Genomic DNA, 23952 nt, shown 5'->3' with positions numbered 1-23952 from the left:
TAAGAAGTAGAAAATAAAGAAGCAGTATTTTAGCTTTTTAATCCTTTAAAAATACTGAAAAATTGAAGTTTTTTATAAATTTAGAGTTTTTTCTGGCTTTTAGGGGGTTTTAAATTCTTTTAAGGTATTCTAACAAGGCTATATCATTAGGTAGTTTTAAGGAAATTAAGGAACAAAATGGAAGTTTCACGCAAGAAAATTTACAACCCCGATTCTACAGAAAGTGTGAATGAAAGAAAGATTTTTGGGGGTAATCCTACAAGCATGTTTGATTTGAATAAAATCAAGTATCAATGGGCGGATCATTTGTGGAAAACGATGCTCGCTAACACTTGGTTTGCTGAAGAAGTGAGCATGAATGATGACAAAAGAGATTATTTGAAATTAAGCGCAGAAGAAAAGATCGGCTATGACAGAGCTTTAGCGCAACTCATTTTTATGGATAGCTTGCAAACGAATAATTTAATTGATAATGTCAATCCCTTTATCACCAGCCCCGAAATCAATTTGTGTTTGGTGCGTCAAGCTTATGAAGAAGCCTTACACAGCCATGCGTATGCGGTGATGGTGGAAAGCATTAGTGCCAATACTGAAGAGATTTATGACATGTGGCGTAACGATATGCAATTAAAAAGCAAGAATGACTATATCGCGCAAGTGTATATGGAATTAGCCAAAAACCCTACAGAAGAAAACATTCTCAAAGCGCTTTTTGCGAACCAGATTTTAGAGGGGATTTATTTTTATAGCGGGTTTAGCTATTTTTACACTTTGGCTAGGAGCGGTAAAATGCTAGGATCAGCGCAAATGATTCGTTTTATCCAAAGAGATGAGGTAACGCATTTGATTTTATTCCAAAACATGATCAACGCTTTAAGGAATGAAAGAGCGGATCTATTCACGCCAAAATTGATTAATGAAGTCATAGGAATGTTTAAAAAAGCGGTAGAAATTGAAGCCTCATGGGGGGATTATATCACGCAAGGCAAGATTTTAGGGCTCACTTCAAGTTTGATTGAGCAATACATCCAGTTTTTAGCAGATAGCCGTTTGAGTAAGGTGGGTATCGCTAAAGTTTATGGCGTCCAACACCCCATTAAATGGGTAGAGAGCTTTTCAAGTTTCAATGAGCAACGCTCCAATTTCTTTGAAGCTAGGGTGAGCAATTACGCTAAAGGGAGCGTGAGTTTTGATGATTTTTAAGGGGCTTGTTTGAATAGTATCAAAAACCATTTGATGTGTGAAGAAATCCACAAGCGTTTTCATTTGCACCCCAAAGTGAGAGAGGCCATGGAAAGCATTGAAAGGGAGGTTTTTGTGCCAGCCCCTTTTAAACATTTTGCCTACACTTTAAACGCGCTTTCTATGCAAGCGCAACAATACATTTCTTCGCCCCTAACCGTGGCCAAAATGACGCAATATTTAGAAATCGATCATGTGGATAGCGTGCTAGAAATTGGCTGCGGGAGCGGCTATCAAGCGGCGGTGCTGTCTCAAATTTTCAGGCGCGTTTTTAGCGTTGAAAGGATTGAAAGCCTGTATTTAGAAGCGCGTTTGCGCCTTAAAAATCTCGGTTTAGACAACATTCATGTTAAATTCGCTGATGGGAACAAGGGCTGGGATCAATACGCCCCCTATGATAGGATTTTATTCTCTGCTTGCGCTAAAAATATCCCCCAAGCGCTTATTGATCAGCTTGAAGAAGGCGGGATATTAGTTGCGCCCATTCAAGAAAACAACGAGCAAGTGATCAAACGCTTTGTGAAGCAAAATAACGCTTTGCGCGTCCAAAAAGTGTTAGAAAAATGCTCGTTTGTGCCTGTCATAGATGGGGTGCAATAAAGATTAAGGCATGATCAAACACTATCTTTTCATGGCGGTTTCGCAAGTCTTTTTCTCTTTCTTTTTAGTGCTGTTTTTTATCTCTTCTATCGTGCTATTAATCAGTATTGCAAGCGTAACGCTCGTGATTAAAGTGAGCTTTTTGGATCTGGTGCAACTCTTTTTGTATTCCTTGCCAGGAACCATTTTTTTTATTTTGCCGATCACTTTTTTTGCGGCTTGCGCTTTGGGGCTTTCAAGGCTTAGCTATGACCATGAATTGTTAGTGTTTTTCTCTTTAGGGGTTTCGCCTAAAACAATGACTAAAGCGTTTGTGCCTTTAAGCTTGTTAGTGAGTGCGATTTTATTAGTGTTTTCGCTTATTTTAATCCCCACTTCTAAGAGCGCTTATTACGGGTTTTTGCGTCAAAAAAAAGACAAGATTGATATTAACATCAGGGCCGGTGAATTCGGGCAAAAATTAGGCGATTGGCTCGTGTATGTGGATAAGACTGAAAACAATTCCTATGATAATTTGGTGCTTTTTTCTAATAAAAGCCTCTCTCAAGAAAGCTTTATTCTGGCTCAAAAAGGCAATATCAACAATCAAAACGGCGTGTTTGAATTGAATTTGTATAACGGGCATGCGTATTTCACTCAAGGCGATAAAATGCGTAAAGTTGATTTTGAAGAATTGCATTTGCGCAACAAGCTCAAGTCTTTCAATTCTAATGATGCGGCTTATTTGCAAGGCACGGATTATTTAGGCTATTGGAAAAAAGCCTTTGGTAAAAACGCTAATAAAAATCAAAAACGCCGTTTTTCTCAAGCGATTTTAGTTTCCTTATTCCCTTTAGCGAGCGTGTTTTTGATCCCCTTATTTGGTATTGCCAACCCACGATTCAAAACGAATTGGAGTTATTTTTATGTCCTTGGAGCGGTTGGGGTTTATTTTTTAATGGTGCATGTGATTTCTACGGATTTGTTTTTGATGACCTTTTTCTTCCCCTTTATTTGGGCGTTTGGCTCTTATTTGTTGTTTAGAAAATTCATTTTAAAGCGTTATTGAATGCGGTGTTTTAAGGCTACTATCGCTTATGATGGGGCGTATTTTTTAGGCTATGCCAAACAGCCTAACAAACTCGGCGTTCAGGATAAAATAGAGGGCGCTTTAAATGCGCTAGGGATTAAAAGCGTTGTGGTTGCGGCTGGGCGCACGGATAAAGGCGTGCATGCGAACAACCAAGCGCTGTCTTTTCACGCTCCAAAACACTGGAGCGCTGATAAATTATTTTATTATCTAGCCCCCAAACTCGCCCCGCATATTGTCTTAAAAAAACTAGAAGAAAAAAACTTTCATGCGCGTTTTGACGCTCAAAAAAGAGCGTATCGTTACCTTTTGACGAAGAATTTAAAAACGCCTTTTTTAGCGCCCTATATCGCTTGTGGGGATTATGGCTCACTAGATTTATTAAATACCGCTTTAAAGCAATTCACAGGCAAGCATGATTTTTCTTTGTTTAAAAAAGAAGGCGGAGCGGCAACCAATCCTAAACGCATCATTTTTAACGCTTTGGCTTATACAGCCTTTATCATGGGGCATGAGTGCGTGGTGTTTAAAATCATTGGCGATGCGTTTTTACGCTCCAGCGTGCGTTTGATCATTCAAGCATGCGTTCAATACTCCTTAGAAAAAATCACGCTCGCTGAAATTCAAGCACAAATCCACAACCTCAAAGCCACTATAAGAACGCCCATAATGGCTAATGGCTTGTATTTGCATAGGGTGTATTATTGAAATCTTAAAAGGTGTTCTTCCCAATCTAGAGCGCTTTTGATAATGGTGTCTAGGTTGTCATAAAGGGGTTTGAAAGGGGTGTTTTGCAAGATTTTAGCGTTATTGGCAATAAGGCTTGCTGGATCGCCCTGTCGTTTGTCTAAAATTTCCACTAAAAAATCGTTGTTTGAGATTTCTTTGACCTTTTCTATCACTTCTTTCACGCTATGGCCTTGATTGTAGCCGACATTATAGATCTCGCTCTTATTTTTTTCTAAAAGGGTTTGATAGCTCGCTAAATGCGCGTTAGCCAAATCATCTACATGGATATAATCCCTAATGCAAGTGCCATCTCTAGTGGGGTAGTTAGTGCCAAAAATCCCCATTTTTTTTCTTTTCCCCACCGCGCATTCGCATGCGATTTTGATCAAATGCGTGGCGTTAAGCGTGCGCTGCCCTAGCGTGTAAGGCGTGGTATAATCATTGTGCATGCATGCTCCAGCCACATTGAAATAGCGCAAAATAACGCATTTAAAATCCGCTATTTTAGAAGTGTCTAACAAAATCCTTTCGCTCATCATTTTAGACGCTCCATAAGGATTAATGGGGTTTAAGGGGCTTTCTTCATTCAAGCTAAAATCAGACTCGCCATAAACCACGGCCGTGGAAGAAAAAATAAAACGCTTGATTGCATGTTTTAAGCAAAGTTTGACAAGCTCTAAAGTGTTGAGCGTGTTGTTGGTGTAGTATTCTAAAGGCAAGCGCGTGGATTCTTCTACTGAGATTTTAGCCCCAAAGTGCAAAATAGCTTCAATGGGGTCTTTTAGCTGTTGCTTATTTAAAAAGGCGTCTAATTTGTGCGTTTCATTCAAATTCGCTTGAATAAAAGTAACCCTATTAGGGTAGTAATGCTCTAACGCTTTGATATGCTCTAAAAAACCGGTGCTTAAGTCATCTACAATAATGATATTTTCTTTGGTTTTTTCTAAAAACGCCCTTGCGGTATGCGAGCCTATATACCCGCACGCCCCTGTGAATAATAATGCCATAAAAACCCCTTTTGAAATGAAAAAATAACGAGTATTATAACATCTTAATCCCATTTATTATTTAAGGATTTTTTAAGAAAGTTTAACCTATAATTTCATCTTTATTGGCTTTTAAGGGCTTATAGCTCAGGTGGTTAGAGCGCACCCCTGATAAGGGTGAGGTCGGAGGTTCAACTCCTCCTAAGCCCACCATTTCTTTTACAATCTTTGGGGAATTAGCTCAGCTGGGAGAGCGCCTGCTTTGCACGCAGGAGGTCAGCGGTTCGATCCCGCTATTCTCCACCATTGTTTTCTCCTTAAATTTTTTCTTTTTATCAGTCGTGTCTTGGTTGAGAAATCTTAAACGATTGGATCGTCTTTGTTTAACGCCGCAAGTCTTTTAACTCAAAGCTCCTTGATAAAAGATTGAGTTGGATTGAGATTTTTTGTTTGCTTTGTTCTTTATATTGCGCAAAATCTCTTTTGCTTTGTAACTTTTCGCTTTCTAATTTCGCAAGCTTTTCAGTGTTCGCTTGTTTAGGGGGCTTAAAATTTTAGGGTTTTGAGTTTTTCAATGATTGTAAGCGTGTTGTTACTAAACTGTGGGTTTTGAGCGCTTCATTCTTTCTTTATCAGCTCAATTTAAGCCTTTCGTTAGAGCGTGGAAAAAATGTTAGAAACCCTTACAAAACAAGCTAATATATTCTATTCAATTTATTTCAAGGACAAACAAACATGAAAAAACTTCTTTATACCCTACTCGCACTTCTTTTAATCGGCCTTTTAACAACCTATCTTATCCTTTTCACAGAATGGGGGAATAAGATCATCGCTTCGTATATAGAGAAAAAAATCAACCCGAACGAGCGTTATTTGAGCGTTAAAACCTTTAAATTAAGATTCAACTCTTTAGACTTTGAAGCTCAAGCCAACGATGATTCCACGCTCATTCTTAAGGGGGATTTCTCGCTTTTAAAGCAAAGCGTAAATTTGAATTACCATATAGACATTAAAAATTTATACTCTTTCAAAGATTTGATACCCTACCCTTTAAGGGGGGCTATTGTTACTTCTGGGAACATTAAAGGGCATAGAAAAGCCCTTGTAGTTCAAGGCGTCTCTAATGTCGCTCAATCCCACACTGCCTACAACGCCCTTTTAGATGATTTCAAGCTTTCTCATTTAAGTTTGAATGCAAAAGATGCCAATTTAGAAGATTTGCTTTACTTAATCAATCGCCCCGCTTATGCGAACGCAAAAGTGTCCTTACAGGCAGATTTTAACTCTCTAAAGCCTTTAGAGGGGCATTTGATTCTAACAGCCAATAACGCTTTAATCAATAACGCCCTAATCAATCAAATGTTTCATTTAAACCTTAAAGACACGCTTGTTTTCAGTCTCTCGCACTCAAGCGATTTTAAAGAAAACAAAGCCATCAGCGATACCACCCTAACTAGCCCTTTAGTTAATTTCACAGCCCTAAAAAGCGAATATCTTTTCTCTGTTTTAAAACTCAACGCCCCCTACACTTTAGAAATACCCAACCTAGCCAAACTCTATAACATTACCAACCACCCCCTAAAAGGGAGTTTGACTTTAAACGGCGATATAGAGCAAAGCCCCAAACTTTTAAAAGTCAGTGGCCATTCAAATTTACTGGACGGCGCGCTAGATTTCACGCTTTTAAATAAAGATTTGAAAGCCCGTTTTTCCAATATTTCCACTTTAAAAGTCCTAGACTTATTCCATTACCCTAAATTTTTCCAATCCATTGCAGACGCTAACTTGGATTATGACCTTAGTGCTAAGCAAGGCGCATTGAAAGCCCGCCTAAAAAACGCAAGATTCCTCAAAAATGCATTCAGCGATTTCCTCTACTCCATTTCTAAATTTGATATTACTAAAGAAATTTATAACGATGCCAATCTGGTAAGCCAAATCAACCAGCAACGCCTGCTCTCTGATTTGAGTTTAAAAAGCCCCAAAACCCAATTGAAAATCCATAACGGCTTATTGGATTTAAACACCAAACAAATGGACATGCTCATGGATGCGGAGATTTTAAAATTCGTTTTTAAAATGAAACTTCAAGGTAACATGCACCAGCCAAAATTTTCCCTCATTTTAAATGAGAAAGCCATCCAACAAAACCTGCAACAAGGCTTGAAAGAGATCCTAAAAAACGACACCCTTAAAAAAGGTTTAGACCATTTGCTTAAAGATGATAAGCTCAAAGAAAAGCTTGAAAAAGGGCTTAAGGGGCTTTTTTAAAATTTTAAAGGATAGAAATGGCACACATTTTAGTTAGCGGGGCGACTTCAGGGTTTGGGTTAGAAATCGCTAAGGCGTTTTTACAAAAAAGCCATGTGGTTTTTGGCGCAGGGAGGCGAAAAGAGAATTTGCAAGAATTGCAGCTCGCTTACCCCAAACATTTCATTCCCTTGTGTTTTGATCTTCAAAACAAGCTTGAAACTAAGCGGGCGATAGAGGCTATTTTTTCCATGACGGATCGCATTGACGCTTTAATCAATAACGCCGGCTTAGCGCTAGGCTTGAACAAGGCTTATGAATGCGAGTTAGACGACTGGGAAATCATGATAGACACGAATATCAAGGGGTTGTTGTATCTCACTCGTTTGATCTTGCCCTCTATGATAGAGCATAATCAAGGGACTATCATCAATCTTGGCTCTATCGCTGGCACTTACCCCTATCCCGGTGGGAATGTCTATGGAGCGAGCAAGGCGTTTGTGAAGCAATTTTCTTTAAATTTGCGAGCGGATTTGGCTGGCACTAACATTAGGGTGAGTAATGTTGAACCCGGTTTGTGTGGCGAAACCGAATTCAGCATGGTGCGTTTTAAAGGCGATAAAATCAAAGCCCAATCCGTCTATGAAAGCACTCTTTACCTCAAACCACAAGACATTGCTAACATCGTGCTATGGATTTACGAACAACCCTCGCATGTCAATATCAACCGCATAGAAATCATGCCCACAAGCCAAACTTTCGCTCCCCTACCCACCCATAAAAACCCTTAAGGGGTTTAAAGAATTTAAGGGGTTTAAGAATAAATTTAAACTTTAACAACTCTTTAAGTTTCAAAAAAAAAGAATTTTGGTTGCTTTATTTTAAACTCATTATCTTAAGAGAATAGGAAATATTTTGAAATAATTCTCCCCTAAAATCCGCCTAACCCCCAAAAAACCGCCTTTTAAAGCCGTTTGATCAAGCCTTATTCAAACTAAACTTTGATCTTAAGCTGCTTGAGGATATCGCATGCCCCTTTAGCGCCTAATTTACAGCCTTTTTTAAAGTTTTCTATGGCTTGCTTTTCATTCCTTGTTACGCCTTCGCCATTGTATTGCATAGCCCCTAAATTGAAACACCCTCCGCCATTTTCCAATTCGCATGCTTTAGAATAACGAGCGAGAGCCTCTTTAAAATTCTTTACCACGCCATCGCCATGATGATACATATTCCCTGCGTTAAAGCACCCCGGGCTGTCTTTTAAGTCGCAAGCTTTATCATACGAAGCGAGCGCTTTTTTCAAGTCTTTAGGCGTGCCTCTGCCTGCATCATACAAGCTCCCTAATATCGTGCAGCCATCGCCATCGTTTAAATCGCACGCTTTAGTGAAATATTCCACCGCTTTTTTAAAATCCCTAGTTACCACTTTACCATCATGATAAATCCCCCCTAAGCTCGCGCACCCTTCAGCGTATTTCAAATCGCACGCTTTAGAATAGTATTGTAGGGCTTTATTGGTGTTTTGGGACACGCCTTGCCCGCTGTAATATAAATTCCCTAGCAAATGACACCCATTGCTGTAATTCAAATCGCAAGCTTTAGCGTAAAAGGAAGCGGCTTTTTTCAAGTTCTTTTCCACCCCATGCCCTTGATAATAAAGCACCCCCAAATTAAAACACCCGCTATTTTCTTTCAAATCGCAAGCTTTTTCAAAATATTTCTTAGCCTGAGTGAAATCTTGCTCTTTGTAGCTCTTTGCCCCCAAACCCACAAGCTCTTTAGAGTCTTGCTCTGCCATTAGCCCCCCTAAACACAACGCACCCAAGCACAAAACCCTAAAAAGGGATTTTTTGACATTTTCTAACATGATGTATCTCCTTATTAAAAATTTTATTATAGTGTTATTAAGCAAATACAAAATGCCATGATCTCTTTGTTATCTTAAGCTAACGCCCTCTTACAAATTTCTGTGATCTTATCCCACTCTTTGTTTTGAATTAAATCCTTAGGGGTAAGCCAGCTCCCCCCCACGCACAAAACATTTTCTAAATTCAAATAAGAACGCATGTTATCTGCACTAATCCCCCCAGTGGGGCAAAATTTCACCCCTTTAAAAGGGCCGTTAAAAGCGTTTAAAAGCTTAACGCCCCCACAATACTCTGCCGGGAAAAATTTTAAAGCGTGATAGCCCAATTCTAAAGCTTGCATGACTTCACTACTGCTAGAAACCCCAGGTATTAGGGGCATGCCTTTTTTCTTTGCGTGTTCTAAAAGCTCTATCGTAAGGCCCGGGCTAATCAAAAACTCTGCCCCCCTATTTTGCGCTTGCTCTAATTGAGTAAGATTTAAGATCGTGCCAGCACCCACGCGCATTTTTGGCACATTCTTAGCGATAAGCTCTATGGCTTCTAAAGCGCAACTGGAGCGCAAAGTAACTTCTATGATTGGAATACCCCCCTCTATCAGGCTTTGCGCTAAAGGCACAGCGTCTTTTATATTTTCAATCACCACCACAGGGACAATGGGGCTGATTTGTAAAACCTCTATTATTTTATCTTGCATTTTATCTCCTTTATCTTTTTATATCTTTATGCCAAAACTCATGCCACCCTCTTCAGCCGTATTAACATTCAATCTCAAACTCGTAAACAATTCCCTACCCAACCCAAAAGTAGGCTTTTCTAAATTTTCTAAGGTTTCTAAAAACAAGGGGTTGATCCCTCTATTTTCAAAATCCTTTTCAAGCACATTCAAGGCGTTATTAGGAGCGTCTAATTCTATCCAATCGCCATCTTTAATCTTAATGATCGCCCCATTTAACGCTCCCTCAGGGCTTAAATGAATCGCGCTAGGCACTTTCCCACTCGCCCCGCTCATGCGCCCATCCGTAACCAGCGCGACCTTATAGCCCATATCCTGCAAAGCCCCTAAATTCGTGGTGAGTTTGTGCAATTCTGGCATGCCATTAGATTTAGGTCCTTGGAAAGGCAAGACCGCCACAAAGTCCCTTTCTAATTCTTTATTTTTAAAGCGTTCTAAAAATTCGCTTTGGGTTTTAAAAACAATCGCTCTGGCTTTAACTTTCCTGTGCTCATCTTTAATGGCTGAGATTTTAATCACGGCCCGCCCTAAATTACCTTTTAAGATTTTAAGCCCCCCATTAGCGGCAAAAGGCTCGCTAACAGGGCGTAAAATATCCGTATTCAGGCTATGATTGATGGCGTCTTTATACACCAAGTGGTCGTTTTCTAAAAAGGGGGTTTTGGTGTAATTTTGCATGCCTTTTTGCGTTTCTGTATCCATAATGGTATGAGTGTCTTCAAATAAAAGCCCCTCTTTTAACAATTCTTTGATCACAAACGCTAAACCCCCACACGCTTCAAAAGCGTTCACATCTGCTGATCCGTTAGGATAGACTTTAGCTAAAAGGGGTATGAGGTTAGAGACTGCGTCAAAATCGTCCCAATTGAGAATCACCCCGCAAGATCTAGCGATAGCGATCAAATGCAAAGTGTGGTTAGTAGAACCTCCGGTTGCCATTAAGCCTATAAGAGCGTTAAGAATGCTTTTTTCATCAATGAGTTTGGCTAAAGGCAGAACCTTCCCGCTCGCTAATCTTTTGGCGCTCTCTTCTACTAAAACCTTCCGTAAGGGGTTGTTAGGGTTGATAAAGCTAGAATTAGCCACATGCAACCCCATAAACTCCATCATCATTTGATTGGAATTAGCCGTGCCATAAAAAGTGCAAGTGCCCACATCATGATAGCTTTGCATTTCCACTTTTAAAAGCTCTTCTCTGTTGATTTTTCCTAGTGCAAAATCTTGGCGCGCTTTGGCTTTTTTATAATTTTCTATCCCGCTCACCATAGGCCCGCTTGGCACAAACACGCTCGCTAAATTCCCAAAACTTAACGCTCCTATAAGCAAGCCTGGCACGATTTTATCGCACACGCCCAAAAAAAACGCCCCGTCAAAAACATTATGGCTTAACCCTACGGCGGTGCTTAAGGCGATCACATCTCTACTGAATAAGCTCAATTCCATGCCATCATAACCCTGCGTGATACCATCACACATCGCTGGCACTCCACTAGCGACGCTCGCATAAGCGTTATGCTCTTGCAATTCTTTTTTAATCCAGTCAGGGTAATTTTTAAAAGGTTGGTGGGCTGAAAGCATGTCATTATAAGCCGTGATAATCGCAAAATGCTTTCTTTTATGCGAACCTAAAGGCATTTTTAAATGCTCTGGCATGCTCGCAGTAACATGCGCAATATTTGCGCAACCCAAGCTCTCAATCTTGGGCTGGTTTTTAGGGTTAAAGATATTTTCTAAATAAAGCTCTCTGGTTTTTTTGCTACGCTCTGTAATTTTTTCTTTGATTTGTTCTAAAGAATGCTTAGGCATGAACACCCCTTCAATTAAGATTTAATATATAATAATAACTTAAAAACACTCTAAAAGGGTTATTGATGTTGGATTTTGATTTGGTTCTTTTTGGCGCGACTGGGGATTTAGCCATGCGAAAGCTCTTTGTTTCGCTCTATGAAATTTATACCCATTATGGTTTTAAAAAAGATTCTAGAATTATCGCATCGGGGCGTAAGGAGCTATCCAATGAAGAGTTTTTAGTGCTCCTTTGTGAAAAGACACAACTGCATTCAAGAGAAAAGGGTGAGGAATTTTTAGCCCATATCAGTTATTTGCGTGTCCGTTTGGATAACCCTAAAGACTTTGAAAAATTGAGTAAAATCGCTACAAAAAATAAGCCCTTGATTTTCTACTTTTCTATCTCGCCTAGTTTTTTTGCAACGACCGCTCAAAATTTGGCCCAAAACGCGCTCAATCACGCTAACACTCGTTTGATTTTAGAAAAACCCTTAGGGCATGATTTAAAGACATGTAGAGAGATTTTTCAAAGCATTAGCGCTTTTTTTAAAGAAGAGCAAATTTTTAGAATCGATCATTATTTAGGGAAAAAGGGCGTTCAAAATATCCTTGAATTGCGCTTGAATAACCCTATCTTAAACATTTTATGGGATCAAATCAGCGCAGTTGAAATCTGCGTGTATGAGACTTTGGGGGTAGAAGAAAGGGGCGAATTTTACGATAAAATCGGGGCTTTAAGGGATATGGTTCAAAACCATCTCTTACAAGTTTTATCCCTTATCGCTACAGATTTACCCCACGATTTAAAAGACTTGAGAAAAGAAAAAATCAAAGTTTTAAAAACCTTACAACCCCCTAAAGATTTTAAAAAACAGGTTATTCGCGCCCAGTATCAAGGCTATAGAGATGAAAATAAGGTTAATAAAGAGAGCCAGACAGAAACTTTTGTCGCTATTAAAGCCTTTTTGGATACGCCCAAATTTAAAGGCGTGCCTTTCTACCTTAAGCACGCTAAAAAAATGCCCCACAACCAAGCGAGCGTGAAAATCCATTTTAACGCAATCAATACGCTGGAATTTTTCCTCTCTCAAGATAAAATCACTCTCACCCTAAAAGACAATCAAAACCCCCTTATTTTAGAAACCCATAACAAACAAGAATTTTTACAGCCCTACGCTAAATTGCTCTATGATGCGATACAAAATAACCACAATAATTTCGCCCACCAGCTGGAATTGGAAGCGTCATGGGTTTTTATTGACATGCTCATAGAGGGTTTTATGAATAACGCCACGCCCTTATATTCCTATGAAAGCCACCATCTCAACGAATCAGAATTTTTAAAACCACTCTATCAATGAAAGGGATTTCATGGGCTATCAATTGTTTGAATTTGAAAATTTGAAAGATTGCCACAAGGCTTTAATAGAGCGTTTTAAAGAATTTTTTAACACCGCCTTAAAAAAGCACCATCAAGTTTCTATCGCTTTTTCTGGGGGCCGTTCGCCCATTAGTTTGTTGCAAAAATTAAGCGTTTTGGATCTCAAATGGCATGAGTGTTCAATTAGTTTAGTAGATGAACGCATTATAGACACAAGTCATAAGGATAGCAACACCAAATTATTGCACGATTACTTGTTGCAAAATAACGCCTTAAAAGCTTCTTTCACCCCGCTTTTGCCCAAAAAGATTTCTAGCGATACAAACGTGCTTTTTCATTTTGCTAACCAGCATTTCAAACAGCCCCATTTAGCCATTTTGGGCATGGGGACTGACGGGCATACGGCTAGCCTTTTTCCCAAAACGAGCGCTTTTTTAAACGAAGAAAAAGAAAATATCGTTTTGACTAAGCCAATTAACGCTCCTTATGAGCGCTTGAGCATGTCTGTTAACGCCTTAGAAAATTGCGAAAAACTTTTCTTAAGCATTAGTGGGACAGAAAAAAGGGAGGTTTTAGAAAAAGCTTTAAAAGAAACCGCCCCCTATTCTCTGCCGATTGCTCGGATTTTACATTCTCAAAAAGTTACCACGGAGGTGTTTTATGCCAAAAACTGAAACTTACCCAAGACTATTAGCCGATATTGGCGGCACGAACGCGCGCTTTGGTTTGGAAGTCGCCCCACGACAGATTGAATGCATTGAAGTCTTGAGGTGCGAAGATTTTGAGAGCTTGAGCGATGCGGTGCGGTTTTACCTTTCTAAATGCAAAGAAAGCCTTAAACTGCACCCTATTTATGGCTCTTTTGCTGTGGCTACGCCCATTATGGGGGATTTTGTCCAAATGACGAACAACCACTGGACTTTTTCTATTGAAACGACACGGCAATGTTTGACTTTAAAAAAATTGCTTGTCATCAATGATTTTGTCGCACAAGCCTATGCCATTAGCGCGATGCAAGAAAACGATCTGGCTCAAATAGGCGGGATTAAGTGCGAAATCAACGCCCCTAAAGCGATTTTAGGGCCAGGAACTGGGCTTGGGGTAAGCACTCTTATCCAAAACAGCGATGGCTCTTTAAAAGTCTTGCCCGGTGAAGGAGGGCATGTGAGCTTTGCCCCTTTTGATGATTTAGAAATTTTAGTGTGGCAATACGCCCGCTCTAAATTCAACCATGTGAGCGCGGAAAGGTTTTTGAGCGGGAGCGGTTTGGTGTTGATTTATGAAGCTTTATCCAAACGAAAAGGCTTAGAAAAAGTGGCGAAATTGAGCAAGGCTGAATTGACCCCACAAATCATTAGCGAACGCGCTTTGAATGGGGATTACCCTATATGCCGATTGACCTTGGACACTTTTTGCTCCATGCTAGGCACGCTCGCTGCTGATGTGGCTCTCACTTTGGGGGCTAGAGGGGGCGTGTATTTGTGTGGGGGGATTATCCCACGATTCATTGATTATTTTAAAACTTCGCCCTTTAGAGCGCGCTTTGAAACGAAAGGGCGCATGGGAGCGTTTCTCGCTTCTATCCCAGTGCATGTCGTGATGAAAAAAACTCCCGGACTTGATGGGGCAGGCATTGCGTTAGAGAATTATTTACTGCATGATAAAATTTAGCAAATAGTAGCCGCTTAAGATAAAAGCGATTAGTGTAAGGGGTGCGTTTAAACGCGCCAAACAACGCTACCATATAACCAACAGCTATCAAATTAGTTAAACCTATAGAAACATAAGCAAACCATAAAAACGATACAATAGCGGTATTTTAATCAAACAAGGAGTTTTTATGAGAGTTCCATCTAAAGGTTTTGCTATTTTTTCTAAAGACGGGCATTTCAAACCCCATGATTTTAGTCGCCATGCTGTAGGCCCTAAAGATGTGTTGATTGACATTCTTTATGCAGGGATTTGTCATAGCGATGTTCATAGCGCTTATAGCGAATGGAGAGAAGGCATTTACCCTATGGTTCCTGGACATGAAATTGCTGGGGTCATCAAAGAAGTGGGTAAGGAAGTTAAGAAATTTAAGGTTGGCGATGTGGTGGGCGTGGGCTGTTTTGTCAATTCATGCAAAGCGTGTAAGCCCTGTAAAGAACACCAAGAGCAATTTTGCGCCAAAGTGGTATTTACTTATGATTGTTTGGATTCTTTCCATGACAACGAACCCCACATGGGCGGTTACTCTAATAATATTGTCGTGGATGAAAACTATGTGATTAGCGTGGATAAAAACGCTCCTTTAGAAAAAGTAGCCCCCTTGCTTTGCGCGGGCATCACCACTTATTCGCCCTTAAAATTTTCTAAGGTTACTAAAGGCACAAAAGTGGGCGTCGCTGGGTTTGGCGGGCTAGGAGGCATGGCGGTTAAATACGCTGTGGCTATGGGGGCTGAAGTGAGCGTTTTTGCAAGAAACGATCATAAAAAGCAGGACGCTTTAAGCATGGGGGTTAAACATTTCTACACGGACCCTAAACAATGCAAAGAGGAATTGGATTTTATCATTTCAACCATTCCTACCCATTACGATTTAAAAGACTACCTCAAGCTCTTAACTTATAATGGCGATCTAGCCCTTGTGGGACTCCCCCCTGTAGAAGTCGCTCCAGCACTTAGCGTTTTTGATTTTATCTATTTAAGCAATCGCAAGGTTTATGGCTCATTGATTGGGGGCATTAAAGAAACCCAAGAAATGATGGATTTTTCTATCAAACACAATATTTACCCTGAAGTGGATTTGATTTTAGGCAAGGATATTGACACCGCTTATCATAACCTAACCCATGGGAAAGCGAAATTCCGCTATGTGATTGACATGAAAAAATCGTTTGATTAAAAGTTTTGGCTCTAGTTCTTTTTTAAGAGCTTGAGTTGGATTAGGATTTTTTTCACCAGTGCATGGAGTTTTAAAATTTTAAGGGTTTTACTAATAAGGCTCTTGAGTGGTATGAGAATGCAGTGTTTGACAAACACCCCAAAGAGTCTCTTTCGCGCGTTTTTAGGATAAACATGCGAGAAGTAGTGGTTCAAGAACGCTTCAAGGGAGTTTTCTTTGATCTCTGCATGGGCGTGCGAGAAGTAGTGGTTCAAGAACGCTTCAAGGGAGTTTTCTTTGATCTCTGCATGGGCATGCGAGAAGTAGTGGTTCAAGAACATTCCGAGATTTTCTTGCTTGATTGTGGCATGGATGCACGAAAAATAATGGTCTAAAAAGGTCTTGAGCGCGTCGTGGGCGATCTGCTCTTCAGTCTTCCATAGGGGAAAGTAGTAGTGATAGGCAACAATGCTGTGGTAACGATGCCATTTTTCGCTGCCTATTTCCACCCTAGCAATCGAATCAATCCAGTCGCTCATAAAAGGGGTTTTAGCCAAAGCGTTCAGCCATAAATCCGCTTTTAAACCAAAAGGATAGTCCCAAGGCTTCACCGCTCCCCACCAAACATCATAATGGATGATTATAGGGTTTTTGAGCGCGTTTGAGATGGTTTTCTTATAAATCTCATGCAAAAAATAATTCTCAGGCAAGGATGCAGAAAAATCTTTGACAGTGTAATAATAAGGGAAAACGCAATACTCAATCCCTAAAGCTTTCATATTGGGCCAACACCATTGGGTGAAATCCAATTCTTCTGTAGCCTTGTTTTCTTCCAAAAGTGCATGGGTTTTTGAGACAAAATGGTTCTTGCGCTGGTAATCTAAATTACAAAACAAAAACCCTTCCAACACATGGCGCTCTCCACCTCCTAAAACCCCATAAAAATAATTCTCATCATTTTCTTTAATGCTTAAGAAATCAGCGCTAAATTCATTGCAAAAGATAACATCCACATCGCTCCACACCATTTTAGAATATTTGGGGAATAAATCCGCTAGAAAATACTTCACTAACACCATTTTAGAAAAACGCTTAGTGAAATCCTCATCAAAAGGGTTAGGGATAGTGTCTAAAAAAGGTTCAATATCTTTTACTTCTAAAACAGCAAATTCTTTAAAAGGCTCTGCGATTTGATTAAGCTTTGCTTTATCTTCTTCATTCAAGCCCACCACTAAAGCGTGTAGGGTGTAACGGATTTTTTTATTAGCTTTAGCGATGCTTTCTAGCAAGGAATAAAGACACGCACCCGCAGGAATGAGGTAATTCTTATCAAAAGCAAAAGCGATAGGAATATGAAAATCTTGTTCTTTAAAAGAATGGTTTGAAGCTGAAGTCATAAAAAATTAAACACCCTTTTTTAATGGCTATTTTATCCAAAAAAAAAAAAACCGAACTTGAAAGGGTTCTGTTTTTTGGTTTTTATGCTGTTTTTAAAGCAAATTAATTTAAAATTTTACCTTATTTTTGCCACCATTTTTAAAGGGCGTTGATGAAAGGGGCTGTATTTTAGTTTGATTTTCTTAAAAAAATCTCTTTGCGCGTTGTTATTTTCAGGTTTTTTCATACCACCTTTAATAAAAGCGGCTAGTTTTGTCTATGACTTGAAGTTCATGAGCTTTAATTTCAATCTGGCTTCCCCTCCAAATAACCCCTATTGGAATAGCCTAACCAAAATGCAAGGTCGTCTCATGCCTCAAATCGGTGTCCAATTAGACAAAAGACAGGCCTTGATGTTTGGGGCGTGGTTCATTCAAAATTTGCACACGCATTATAGCTACTTCCCTTATTCGTGGGGGGTTACGATGTATTACCAATACATAGGGAAAAATTTGAGGTTTTTTTTAGGCATTGTGCCGCGAAGCTATCAAATAGGGCATTACCCTTTAAGCGCTTTTAAAAAACTTTTTTGGTTTATAGACCCTACTTTTAGGGGAGGAGCGTTCCAATTCAAACCGGCTTATGATCCCAATCGTTGGTGGAATGGGTGGTTTGAGGGCGTTGTGGATTGGTATGGGGGGCGTAATTGGAACAACCAACCCAAAAAGAAAAATTACGATTTTAACCAATTCTTGTATTTTGTTTCTTCAGAATTTCAGTTTCTTAAAGGGTATTTAGGTTTGGGGGGGCAGCTTGTCATTTTCCATAACGCCAGCTCTCATAGCATGGGAGATAACTACCCTTATGGTGGGAATTCTTACTTAAAACCGGGCGATGCAACCCCACAATGGCCTAATGGCTACCCCTATTTCAGTCAAAAAAATAACCCACAAGGCGGAGAAATAGGGAAATACTCTAACCCTACCATTTTAGACAGGGTTTATTACCATGCTTATTTAAAAGCGGATTTTAAAAATCTCATGCCTTATATGGATAATATTTTCATGACCTTTGGCACGCAGTCGTCTCAAACCCATTATTGCGTGCGTTATGCTAGCGAGTGCAAAAACGCCCGATTTTACAACAGCTTTGGGGGGGAATTTTACGCTCAAGCGCAATACAAAGGCTTTGGGATTTTTAACAGATATTATTTTTCCAACAAACCCCAAATGCATTTTTACGCTACTTATGGCCAATCCCTTTATACCGGCTTGCCATGGTATAGAGCCCCTAATTTTGACATGATAGGGCTTTATTATGTCTATAAAAATAAATGGGTGAGCGTGCGAGCGGATGCGTTTTTTAACTTTTTAGGTGGGGGCGATGGGTATCATTTGTATGGCAAGGGGGGCAAGTGGATCACTACCTATCAGCAATTCTTAACCCTAACCATAGACACACGAGAGTTAATTGATTTTGTCAAATCTAAAACCTCCAAATAACTATATCTAAAAATTATAGATATAATTGAAATAAGCTACCGGTAAGCGGTGCCATAAAGTGGTCGCGCTCAAACCATCAATAATTTCAGTTCTTTTGTTAGGAATGAAAGGGAATTTCAACCCGAAAGTGATTTCATTGTGGAAAAAGCCAAAACGAAAGCCCACTTTCACAAGCAATTGGAAAAGCGAATTTTCTTTGCCTAAATTTTGAGCGATAACCCCATGCATAGCCCCTCCTGGCATGTAAGTCGCCCCAGCGATGCCTAAGCCAAATTCTAACCCTAAAAACCTCTTTGGCGAATTGAAAGCGTCCCACAAACCGCTAAATTCCAAACCATAGGTAGAAATATAGGATTTGTGAGAAGAAAAGGTCTGATCATAAAACAACCCGTAACGGAAACCCACATGCTCTACAGCTTGCGTTTTGGCCACAAATTTCCCCCCTAACACCACACCAAAGCCATTGCCGGTCATGAAATACGATTTATCTACAGACTCGGTGCTAAAAGATGTGTTGATTGCACTAAGCTGATACCCAACCCCTAAATAAAAGGTATTCCTGTCCGCAAATTTAGTTTTTTTTGATTTTTCATCAAGTTCTGCCTCTGCGGCTTGAAGCGATGATAATAACGCCATGCCCATTAATATTTTAATCGTTGTTTTATTCATAACCCAATTCCTTTTGTTATCCTTCCCCACACTCGCTCCATACAAACTAAAATCAAATCACGCCCTAATAATAACAAAGTTTAAAATAAATATTAGTGGTTTTTATTAAGAACGCCTATTTTTTTAGAATAAATAGCCATAAAATAGCCATAATTCTTGTAAGTATGCCCCCATTTTCCTATAAAAATTCCTAAAAAGATATTGTTATAAGACACATTAATAGTTTTTCTTGTATAATATTTGGGCTAAATTCAATTTATTTTATACGATATTAAGGAGACATATTACCATGTTTCAAATTAGATGGCATGCGCGAGCTGGTCAAGGTGCTATCACTGGCGCTAAAGGGTTGGCTGATGTGATTTCAAAAACAGGCAAAGAAGTGCAAGCGTTCGCTTCCTATGGTTCAGCTAAAAGGGGGGCTGCTATGATGGCTTATAACCGCGTTGATGATGAGCCTATTTTAAACCATGAACGCTTCATGCAACCGGATTATGTGCTGGTGATTGACCCTGGTTTGGTTTTCATTGAAAACATTTTCGCTAATGAAAAAGAAGACACGACCTATATCATCACTAGTTATCTCAGCAAAGAAGAATTGTTTGAAAAAAAACCTGAATTAAAAACCCGTAAGGTGTTTTTAGTGGATTGTTTAAAAATCTCTATGGAAACCTTAAAACGCCCTATCCCTAACACGCCCATGTTAGGGGCGTTGATGAAGGTGTCTGGCATGCTTGAAATTGGGGCTTTTAAAGAAGCTTTTAAGAAAGTTTTAGGCAAAAAACTCACGCAAGAAGTCATTGACGCTAACATGCTCGCTATCCAAAGAGCTTATGAAGAAGTTCAATAACATTAAGGATTAAAGATGAAAGATTGGAATGAATTTGAAATGGGAGCGGTGCTCTTCCCTTTTGAAAAAAACGCGCAAAGCGAAATGGAAAAACACAATGATGAGCGCCATTATACCGAACAGAGTTACTTCACCACTTCAGTGGCTCATTGGCGCGTGGCTAAACCTGTGCATAACAATACTATTTGTATCAATTGCTTTAATTGTTGGGTTTATTGCCCAGACGCTGCCATTCTTTCAAGAGAGGGCAAATTAAAGGGCGTGGATTATTCTCATTGTAAGGGCTGTGGCGTGTGCGTGGATGTCTGTCCCACTAACCCTAAATCGCTATGGATGTTTGAAGAACAGATTGAGCCTGCCACCGCTCTCACTCAATGGCCGCAAAAACAAGAAAAGAAAAAATCATAAGGAAAAAATATGGCAAAAAGTATTGAATTGCAAGAGATAGAAGTGTGGGATGGCAATACCGCTAGCTCTAACGCCCTGAGACAGGCTCAAATTGATGTCATTGCAGCCTATCCTATCACCCCATCAACGCCCATTGTGCAAAATTATGGATCGTTTAAGGATAACGGCTATATTGATGGCGAGTTTGTTTTAGTGGAATCTGAGCATGCTGCCATGAGCGCATGCGTGGGAGCTGCGGCTGCTGGTGGGAGGGTCAGCACTGCGACTAGCTCTCAAGGCTTAGCGTTGATGGTAGAGGTTTTATACCAAGCTTCTGGCATGCGTTTGCCTATCGTTTTGAATTTAGTCAATCGCGCTCTAGCAGCCCCTTTAAATATCCATGGCGATCACTCTGATATGTATTTAAGTAGGGATTCTGGCTGGGTAAGTTTATGTACATGCAACCCTCAAGAAGCTTACGATTTCACTTTAATGGCGTTTAGAATCGCAGAGCACCAAAAGGTACGCGTGCCTACTATTGTCAATCAAGATGGTTTTTTATGCTCGCACACCGTGCAGAATGTCCGCCCTTTGAGCGATGCAGTGGCTTATCAATTTATAGGCGAATACCAAACCAAACATTCCCTTTTGGATTTTAATAAACCGGTAAGTTATGGCGCGCAAGCTGAAGAAGAATGGCATTATGAGCATAAAGCCCAACTCCACCATGCGATCATGAGCGCGTCTTCTGTGATTGAAGAGGTGTTCAATGATTTCGCTAAACTCACAGGCAGACAATACCATTTGACTAAAACTTTCCAGCTAGAAGACGCTGAAATCGCTATCTTTGCGTTAGGCACTACTTATGAATCAGCGATCGTAGCGGCTAAGGAAATGCGTAAAAAAGGCATTAAGGCCGGCGTGGCCACCATCCATTCCTTGCGCCCTTTCCCTTATGAAAGATTAGGGCAGGATTTGAAAAATCTTAAGGCTTTAGCGATTTTAGACAAGAGCTCTCCAGCGGGCGCTATGGGGGCGATGTTTAATGAAGTAACGAGTGCGGTGTATCAAACGCAAGGGACTAAACACCCTGTGGTGTCTAACTACATTTATGGTTTAGGCGAAAGGGATATGACGATCGCGCATTTATGCGAAATTTTTGAAGAAATCAATGAAGACGCTCTTAAAGGCACGCTCACGCACCCTACCCAACAATTCGTAGGTTTGCACGGCCCTAAAATGAGCTTTTTTTAAAAAGGAAATATCATGGTAAAAGAAGTCAAAACACTCAAAGGTTTTAGCCAAAGCGCTGAGAAATTTCAAGGCTCGCACTTGCTTTGCCCGGGTTGTGGGCATGGCATCATTGTGCGCGAAGTTTTAAACGCTGTAGATGGGCCTATTGTTTTAGGCAATTCTACCGGTTGTTTAGAAGTATGCTCGGCGGTGTACCCGCACACTTCATGGGATGTGCCTTGGATTCATATCGGTTTTGAAAATGGCTCTACCGCTATTTCGGGGGTTGAGGCGATGTATAAGGCTTTAGTGAATAAGGGCCGCTATCAAGGTCAAAAACCGAAATTCGTGGCGTTTGGAGGCGATGGGGCTAGTTATGATATTGGTTTTCAATTCATCAGCGGTTGCATGGAAAGAGGGCATGACATGACTTACATTTGCCTAGATAATGAAAACTACGCCAATACCGGCGGTCAAAGAAGCGGATCTACGCCATTAGGGGCTAGCACTTCTACCACGCCAGCAGGATCGGTTAGCTTTGGCAAAAAAGAAAAGAAAAAAGACATCGTCAATATCATGGCAAGCCATGGGGTCCCTTATGTGGCGCAACTCTCGCCTAATAAATGGAAAGACATGAATAAAAAGATTAAAACCGCGCTAGACACTGAAGGGCCTTGCTTTATTAACGCTCTTAGCCCATGCACGACTGAATGGAAATTTGAATCCAATAAAACCATTGAATTAGCGGATATGGCTGTGGATAGCTTGATGTTCCCCTTATTTGAAATCTTTAATGGCAGGGAATTAAAAATCACTTACCGTCCCAGAAATATCATTCCTGTAAGGGATTATTTAGCGGCTCAAAAGCGTTTCAAACACCTTTTCAAAAAGGAAAACGAACACATCATTGAAGAATTGCAAAAAGATGTGAATGATCGTTGGGAATACTTGCAACGCAGAGAAGAAGCTAAAGTATAACTCTTAAATTGAAATCAAGGGGCTTTCTTGTGCCTTGTGCGATTTTGCCCCTTGATTCTTACCCCTTTAAAGTAACATGATCCCATTTTGATTTTAAGGATTGCCGGTGTTAGAACGCTATGCGAATGAAGAAATGAAAGCCCTATGGAATGAGCAAACCAAATTTGAAACCTATTTAGAAGTGGAAAAAGCTGTCGTTAGGGCATGGAACAAGCTTGGGCAAATCCAAGATAGCGATTGTGAAAAAATCTGCAAGAAGGCGGCATTCAACCTTGAACGCATCAAAGAAATTGAAAAAACCACTAAGCATGATTTAATCGCTTTCACTACTTGCGTGGCTGAAAGCTTGGGCGAAGAGTCTCGCTTTTTTCATTACGGGATCACTTCTAGCGATTGCATTGATACGGCTATGGCGTTATTGATGACCAAAAGCTTAAAACTCATTCAAAAAGGCGTTAAAAACCTCTATGAAACCCTTAAAAATAGGGCTTTAGAGCATCAAGACACGCTAATGGTGGGCAGAAGCCATGGGGTATTTGGCGAGCCCATCACTTTTGGTTTAGTGTTAGCTCTTTTTGCTGATGAAATCAAACGGCATTTAAAAGCCCTAGATTTAACGATGGAATTTATCAGCGTAGGGGCAATCAGTGGGGCTATGGGGAATTTTGCGCACGCCCCTTTAGAATTAGAAGAATTAGCGTGCGGATTTTTAGGCTTAAAAACCGCCAATATCAGCAATCAAGTCATTCAAAGAGACCGCTACGCCAGGCTTGCATGCGATCTGGCTCTTTTAGCGAGCAGTTGTGAAAAAATCGCTGTCAATATCCGCCATTTGCAACGCAGTGAAGTCTATGAAGTGGAAGAAGCTTTTTTAACAGGGCAAAAAGGAAGCTCTGCGATGCCCCATAAAAGAAACCCCATACTGAGCGAGAATATCACCGGGCTTTGCAGGGTGATTCGCTCTTTTACGACCCCCATGCTAGAAAATGTCGCCTTATGGCATGAAAGGGACATGAGCCATAGCTCTGTGGAGCGTTTTGCATTGCCCGATCTGTTTATCACGAGCGATTTTATGCTCAGCCGCCTAAATGGCGTGATTGAAAATCTGGTGGTTTATCCTAAAAACATGCTTAAAAATTTAGCTCTAAGTGGGGGGCTAGTCTTTTCGCAACGAGTGTTATTGGAATTGCCTAAAAAAGGTTTGAGTAGAGAAGAAAGCTATTCTATCGTGCAAGAAAATGCGATGAAAATATGGGAGATTTTGCAACAAGGCGCTTTTAAAAACGCTGATGAAAATTTGTTTTTAAACGCCCTACTCAACGATGAACGCTTGAAAAAATATTTGAGCGAGGATGAAATCAAAGCATGTTTTGATTACAGCTATTACACTAAAAATGTGGGGGCGATTTTTAAAAGGGTGTTTGGATAAGGCGCGTTTTTACAA

Annotated in this window: 22 protein-coding genes and 2 tRNA genes; 18 read left to right on the top strand and 6 right to left on the bottom strand. The window is 40.2% G+C overall.

The features are described 5' to 3' along the window. The first annotated feature begins 177 nt into the window (after positions 1-177). Genes IC572_RS05840 through truA form a run of 4 tightly spaced genes read left to right on the top strand, consistent with a single transcriptional unit; the run spans position 178 to position 3619 of the window. Positions 178-1203 (top strand): ribonucleotide-diphosphate reductase subunit beta, encoded by a 1026-nt coding sequence (locus IC572_RS05840; RefSeq protein WP_000453983.1) that lies wholly within the window; start codon positions 178-180, stop codon positions 1201-1203. A 9-nt stretch (positions 1204-1212) separates the two neighbouring features. Beyond that, entirely contained in the window at positions 1213-1842 is a 630-nt protein-coding gene (pcm, locus tag IC572_RS05835; protein ID WP_187855374.1) for a protein-L-isoaspartate O-methyltransferase, read from the top strand. 10 nt (positions 1843-1852) lie between these two features. Next, positions 1853-2890 (top strand): LptF/LptG family permease, encoded by a 1038-nt coding sequence (locus tag IC572_RS05830; RefSeq protein ID WP_000589949.1) that lies wholly within the window; start codon positions 1853-1855, stop codon positions 2888-2890. After that, positions 2891-3619: a tRNA pseudouridine(38-40) synthase TruA gene (truA, locus tag IC572_RS05825; protein ID WP_187855372.1), complete on the top strand. Its 729-nt coding sequence runs from the start codon at positions 2891-2893 to the stop codon at positions 3617-3619. On the opposite strand, the gene galE is transcribed toward truA, so the two are convergent. Further along, positions 3613-4647, bottom strand: a complete 1035-nt coding sequence (gene galE / locus IC572_RS05820) for a UDP-glucose 4-epimerase GalE (RefSeq protein ID WP_187855370.1) — start codon at positions 4645-4647, stop codon at positions 3613-3615. The genes truA and galE overlap by 7 nt on opposite strands. 115 nt (positions 4648-4762) lie before the next feature. Between galE and IC572_RS05815 the strand changes: the two genes are divergently transcribed. The 4 genes from IC572_RS05815 to IC572_RS05800 all read left to right on the top strand — a co-directional run bounded on the left by IC572_RS05815 (position 4763) and on the right by IC572_RS05800 (position 7667). Next, a tRNA-Ile gene (locus IC572_RS05815) sits at positions 4763-4839 on the top strand. A 17-nt stretch (positions 4840-4856) separates the two neighbouring features. After that, positions 4857-4932, top strand: a tRNA-Ala gene (locus IC572_RS05810). Positions 4933-5361: 429 nt separating this feature from the next. Further along, positions 5362-6897 carry a hypothetical protein gene (locus tag IC572_RS05805; RefSeq protein WP_187855368.1) on the top strand — a complete coding sequence of 512 codons (1536 nt, stop codon included), beginning with the start codon at positions 5362-5364 and terminating at the stop codon, positions 6895-6897. Positions 6898-6914: 17 nt separating this feature from the next. After that, a complete protein-coding gene (locus IC572_RS05800) occupies positions 6915-7667 on the top strand; it encodes an SDR family oxidoreductase (RefSeq protein WP_187855366.1) in 753 nt (250 codons plus the stop codon). 203 nt (positions 7668-7870) lie between these two features. On the opposite strand, the gene hcpC is transcribed toward IC572_RS05800, so the two are convergent. The 3 genes from hcpC to edd all read right to left on the bottom strand — a co-directional run bounded on the left by hcpC (position 7871) and on the right by edd (position 11283). Beyond that, a complete protein-coding gene (hcpC, locus tag IC572_RS05795) occupies positions 7871-8743 on the bottom strand; it encodes a Sel1-like repeat protein HcpC (RefSeq protein ID WP_187855364.1) in 873 nt (290 codons plus the stop codon). A 74-nt stretch (positions 8744-8817) separates the two neighbouring features. Next, complete coding sequence (locus tag IC572_RS05790; RefSeq protein WP_187855362.1) at positions 8818-9438, bottom strand: bifunctional 4-hydroxy-2-oxoglutarate aldolase/2-dehydro-3-deoxy-phosphogluconate aldolase; 621 nt, start codon at positions 9436-9438, stop codon at positions 8818-8820. A gap of 18 nt (positions 9439-9456) precedes the next feature. Beyond that, entirely contained in the window at positions 9457-11283 is a 1827-nt protein-coding gene (gene edd / locus IC572_RS05785) for a phosphogluconate dehydratase (RefSeq protein ID WP_187855360.1), read from the bottom strand. 65 nt (positions 11284-11348) lie between these two features. Between edd and IC572_RS05780 the strand changes: the two genes are divergently transcribed. The 4 genes from IC572_RS05780 to IC572_RS05765 all read left to right on the top strand — a co-directional run bounded on the left by IC572_RS05780 (position 11349) and on the right by IC572_RS05765 (position 15533). After that, entirely contained in the window at positions 11349-12626 is a 1278-nt protein-coding gene (locus IC572_RS05780; RefSeq protein WP_187855358.1) for a glucose-6-phosphate dehydrogenase, read from the top strand. A 10-nt stretch (positions 12627-12636) separates the two neighbouring features. Further along, on the top strand, positions 12637-13320 hold the full coding sequence (gene pgl / locus IC572_RS05775) for a 6-phosphogluconolactonase (RefSeq protein ID WP_187855356.1): 684 nt from the start codon (positions 12637-12639) through the stop codon (positions 13318-13320). Continuing rightward, complete coding sequence (locus IC572_RS05770) at positions 13307-14317, top strand: glucokinase (RefSeq protein WP_001126889.1); 1011 nt, start codon at positions 13307-13309, stop codon at positions 14315-14317. The genes pgl and IC572_RS05770 overlap by 14 nt, the downstream gene beginning before the upstream one ends. Before the next feature lie 169 nt (positions 14318-14486). Then, entirely contained in the window at positions 14487-15533 is a 1047-nt protein-coding gene (locus IC572_RS05765) for an NAD(P)-dependent alcohol dehydrogenase (protein ID WP_187855354.1), read from the top strand. 11 nt (positions 15534-15544) lie between these two features. Here the strand turns inward: IC572_RS05765 and IC572_RS05760 are convergent, their stop codons facing one another. Next, entirely contained in the window at positions 15545-16909 is a 1365-nt protein-coding gene (locus IC572_RS05760; RefSeq protein WP_187855352.1) for a glycosyltransferase family 8 protein, read from the bottom strand. A 174-nt stretch (positions 16910-17083) separates the two neighbouring features. Here IC572_RS05760 and IC572_RS05755 point away from each other — a divergent pair, with 174 nt between their 5' ends. Further along, positions 17084-18391, top strand: coding sequence for a hypothetical protein (locus IC572_RS05755; RefSeq protein ID WP_187855350.1), 1308 nt, complete (start codon positions 17084-17086; stop codon positions 18389-18391). Between the two features lie 6 nt (positions 18392-18397). On the opposite strand, the gene IC572_RS05750 is transcribed toward IC572_RS05755, so the two are convergent. Further along, the gene (locus IC572_RS05750; RefSeq protein WP_187855349.1) at positions 18398-19060 is read right to left on the bottom strand and encodes an outer membrane protein; all 663 of its coding nucleotides are present in this window, start codon (positions 19058-19060) and stop codon (positions 18398-18400) included. A gap of 289 nt (positions 19061-19349) precedes the next feature. Between IC572_RS05750 and IC572_RS05745 the strand changes: the two genes are divergently transcribed. The 5 genes from IC572_RS05745 to purB all read left to right on the top strand — a co-directional run bounded on the left by IC572_RS05745 (position 19350) and on the right by purB (position 23937). Continuing rightward, complete coding sequence (locus IC572_RS05745) at positions 19350-19910, top strand: pyruvate flavodoxin oxidoreductase subunit gamma (protein WP_000486470.1); 561 nt, start codon at positions 19350-19352, stop codon at positions 19908-19910. Positions 19911-19925: 15 nt separating this feature from the next. Continuing rightward, positions 19926-20318 (top strand): 4Fe-4S dicluster-binding protein, encoded by a 393-nt coding sequence (locus tag IC572_RS05740; RefSeq protein WP_000656179.1) that lies wholly within the window; start codon positions 19926-19928, stop codon positions 20316-20318. A gap of 9 nt (positions 20319-20327) precedes the next feature. Further along, positions 20328-21551, top strand: coding sequence for a 2-oxoacid:ferredoxin oxidoreductase subunit alpha (locus IC572_RS05735; RefSeq protein WP_187855348.1), 1224 nt, complete (start codon positions 20328-20330; stop codon positions 21549-21551). Between the two features lie 12 nt (positions 21552-21563). After that, positions 21564-22508: a thiamine pyrophosphate-dependent enzyme gene (locus IC572_RS05730; RefSeq protein ID WP_000238146.1), complete on the top strand. Its 945-nt coding sequence runs from the start codon at positions 21564-21566 to the stop codon at positions 22506-22508. A gap of 106 nt (positions 22509-22614) precedes the next feature. Beyond that, the gene (purB, locus tag IC572_RS05725) at positions 22615-23937 is read left to right on the top strand and encodes an adenylosuccinate lyase (protein WP_187855347.1); all 1323 of its coding nucleotides are present in this window, start codon (positions 22615-22617) and stop codon (positions 23935-23937) included. Positions 23938-23952 lie beyond the last annotated feature (15 nt).

The organism is Helicobacter pylori (assembly GCF_014496485.1).
GTDB lineage: Bacteria > Campylobacterota > Campylobacteria > Campylobacterales > Helicobacteraceae > Helicobacter > Helicobacter pylori_DD.
The sequence above is the reverse complement of the archived record's forward strand: the minus strand, read 5'-3'. Positions and strand labels throughout refer to the sequence as shown.

What these genes read in the sequence shown, in the direction of transcription:
- IC572_RS05840 (WP_000453983.1), top strand. Translation starts at nt 178, where the DNA reads ATGGAAGTTTCACGCAAGAAAATTTACAACCCCGATTCTACAGAAAGT.
- IC572_RS05830 (WP_000589949.1), top strand. Translation starts at nt 1,853, where the DNA reads ATGATCAAACACTATCTTTTCATGGCGGTTTCGCAAGTCTTTTTCTCT.
- truA (WP_187855372.1), top strand. Translation starts at nt 2,891, where the DNA reads ATGCGGTGTTTTAAGGCTACTATCGCTTATGATGGGGCGTATTTTTTA.
- galE (WP_187855370.1), bottom strand. Translation starts at nt 4,647, where the DNA reads ATGGCATTATTATTCACAGGGGCGTGCGGGTATATAGGCTCGCATACC.
- IC572_RS05805 (WP_187855368.1), top strand. Translation starts at nt 5,362, where the DNA reads ATGAAAAAACTTCTTTATACCCTACTCGCACTTCTTTTAATCGGCCTT.
- IC572_RS05800 (WP_187855366.1), top strand. Translation starts at nt 6,915, where the DNA reads ATGGCACACATTTTAGTTAGCGGGGCGACTTCAGGGTTTGGGTTAGAA.
- hcpC (WP_187855364.1), bottom strand. Translation starts at nt 8,743, where the DNA reads ATGTTAGAAAATGTCAAAAAATCCCTTTTTAGGGTTTTGTGCTTGGGT.
- IC572_RS05790 (WP_187855362.1), bottom strand. Translation starts at nt 9,438, where the DNA reads ATGCAAGATAAAATAATAGAGGTTTTACAAATCAGCCCCATTGTCCCT.
- edd (WP_187855360.1), bottom strand. Translation starts at nt 11,283, where the DNA reads ATGCCTAAGCATTCTTTAGAACAAATCAAAGAAAAAATTACAGAGCGT.
- IC572_RS05780 (WP_187855358.1), top strand. Translation starts at nt 11,349, where the DNA reads ATGTTGGATTTTGATTTGGTTCTTTTTGGCGCGACTGGGGATTTAGCC.
- pgl (WP_187855356.1), top strand. Translation starts at nt 12,637, where the DNA reads ATGGGCTATCAATTGTTTGAATTTGAAAATTTGAAAGATTGCCACAAG.
- IC572_RS05770 (WP_001126889.1), top strand. Translation starts at nt 13,307, where the DNA reads ATGCCAAAAACTGAAACTTACCCAAGACTATTAGCCGATATTGGCGGC.
- IC572_RS05765 (WP_187855354.1), top strand. Translation starts at nt 14,487, where the DNA reads ATGAGAGTTCCATCTAAAGGTTTTGCTATTTTTTCTAAAGACGGGCAT.
- IC572_RS05760 (WP_187855352.1), bottom strand. Translation starts at nt 16,909, where the DNA reads ATGACTTCAGCTTCAAACCATTCTTTTAAAGAACAAGATTTTCATATT.
- IC572_RS05750 (WP_187855349.1), bottom strand. Translation starts at nt 19,060, where the DNA reads ATGAATAAAACAACGATTAAAATATTAATGGGCATGGCGTTATTATCA.
- IC572_RS05745 (WP_000486470.1), top strand. Translation starts at nt 19,350, where the DNA reads ATGTTTCAAATTAGATGGCATGCGCGAGCTGGTCAAGGTGCTATCACT.
- IC572_RS05740 (WP_000656179.1), top strand. Translation starts at nt 19,926, where the DNA reads ATGAAAGATTGGAATGAATTTGAAATGGGAGCGGTGCTCTTCCCTTTT.
- IC572_RS05735 (WP_187855348.1), top strand. Translation starts at nt 20,328, where the DNA reads ATGGCAAAAAGTATTGAATTGCAAGAGATAGAAGTGTGGGATGGCAAT.
- IC572_RS05730 (WP_000238146.1), top strand. Translation starts at nt 21,564, where the DNA reads ATGGTAAAAGAAGTCAAAACACTCAAAGGTTTTAGCCAAAGCGCTGAG.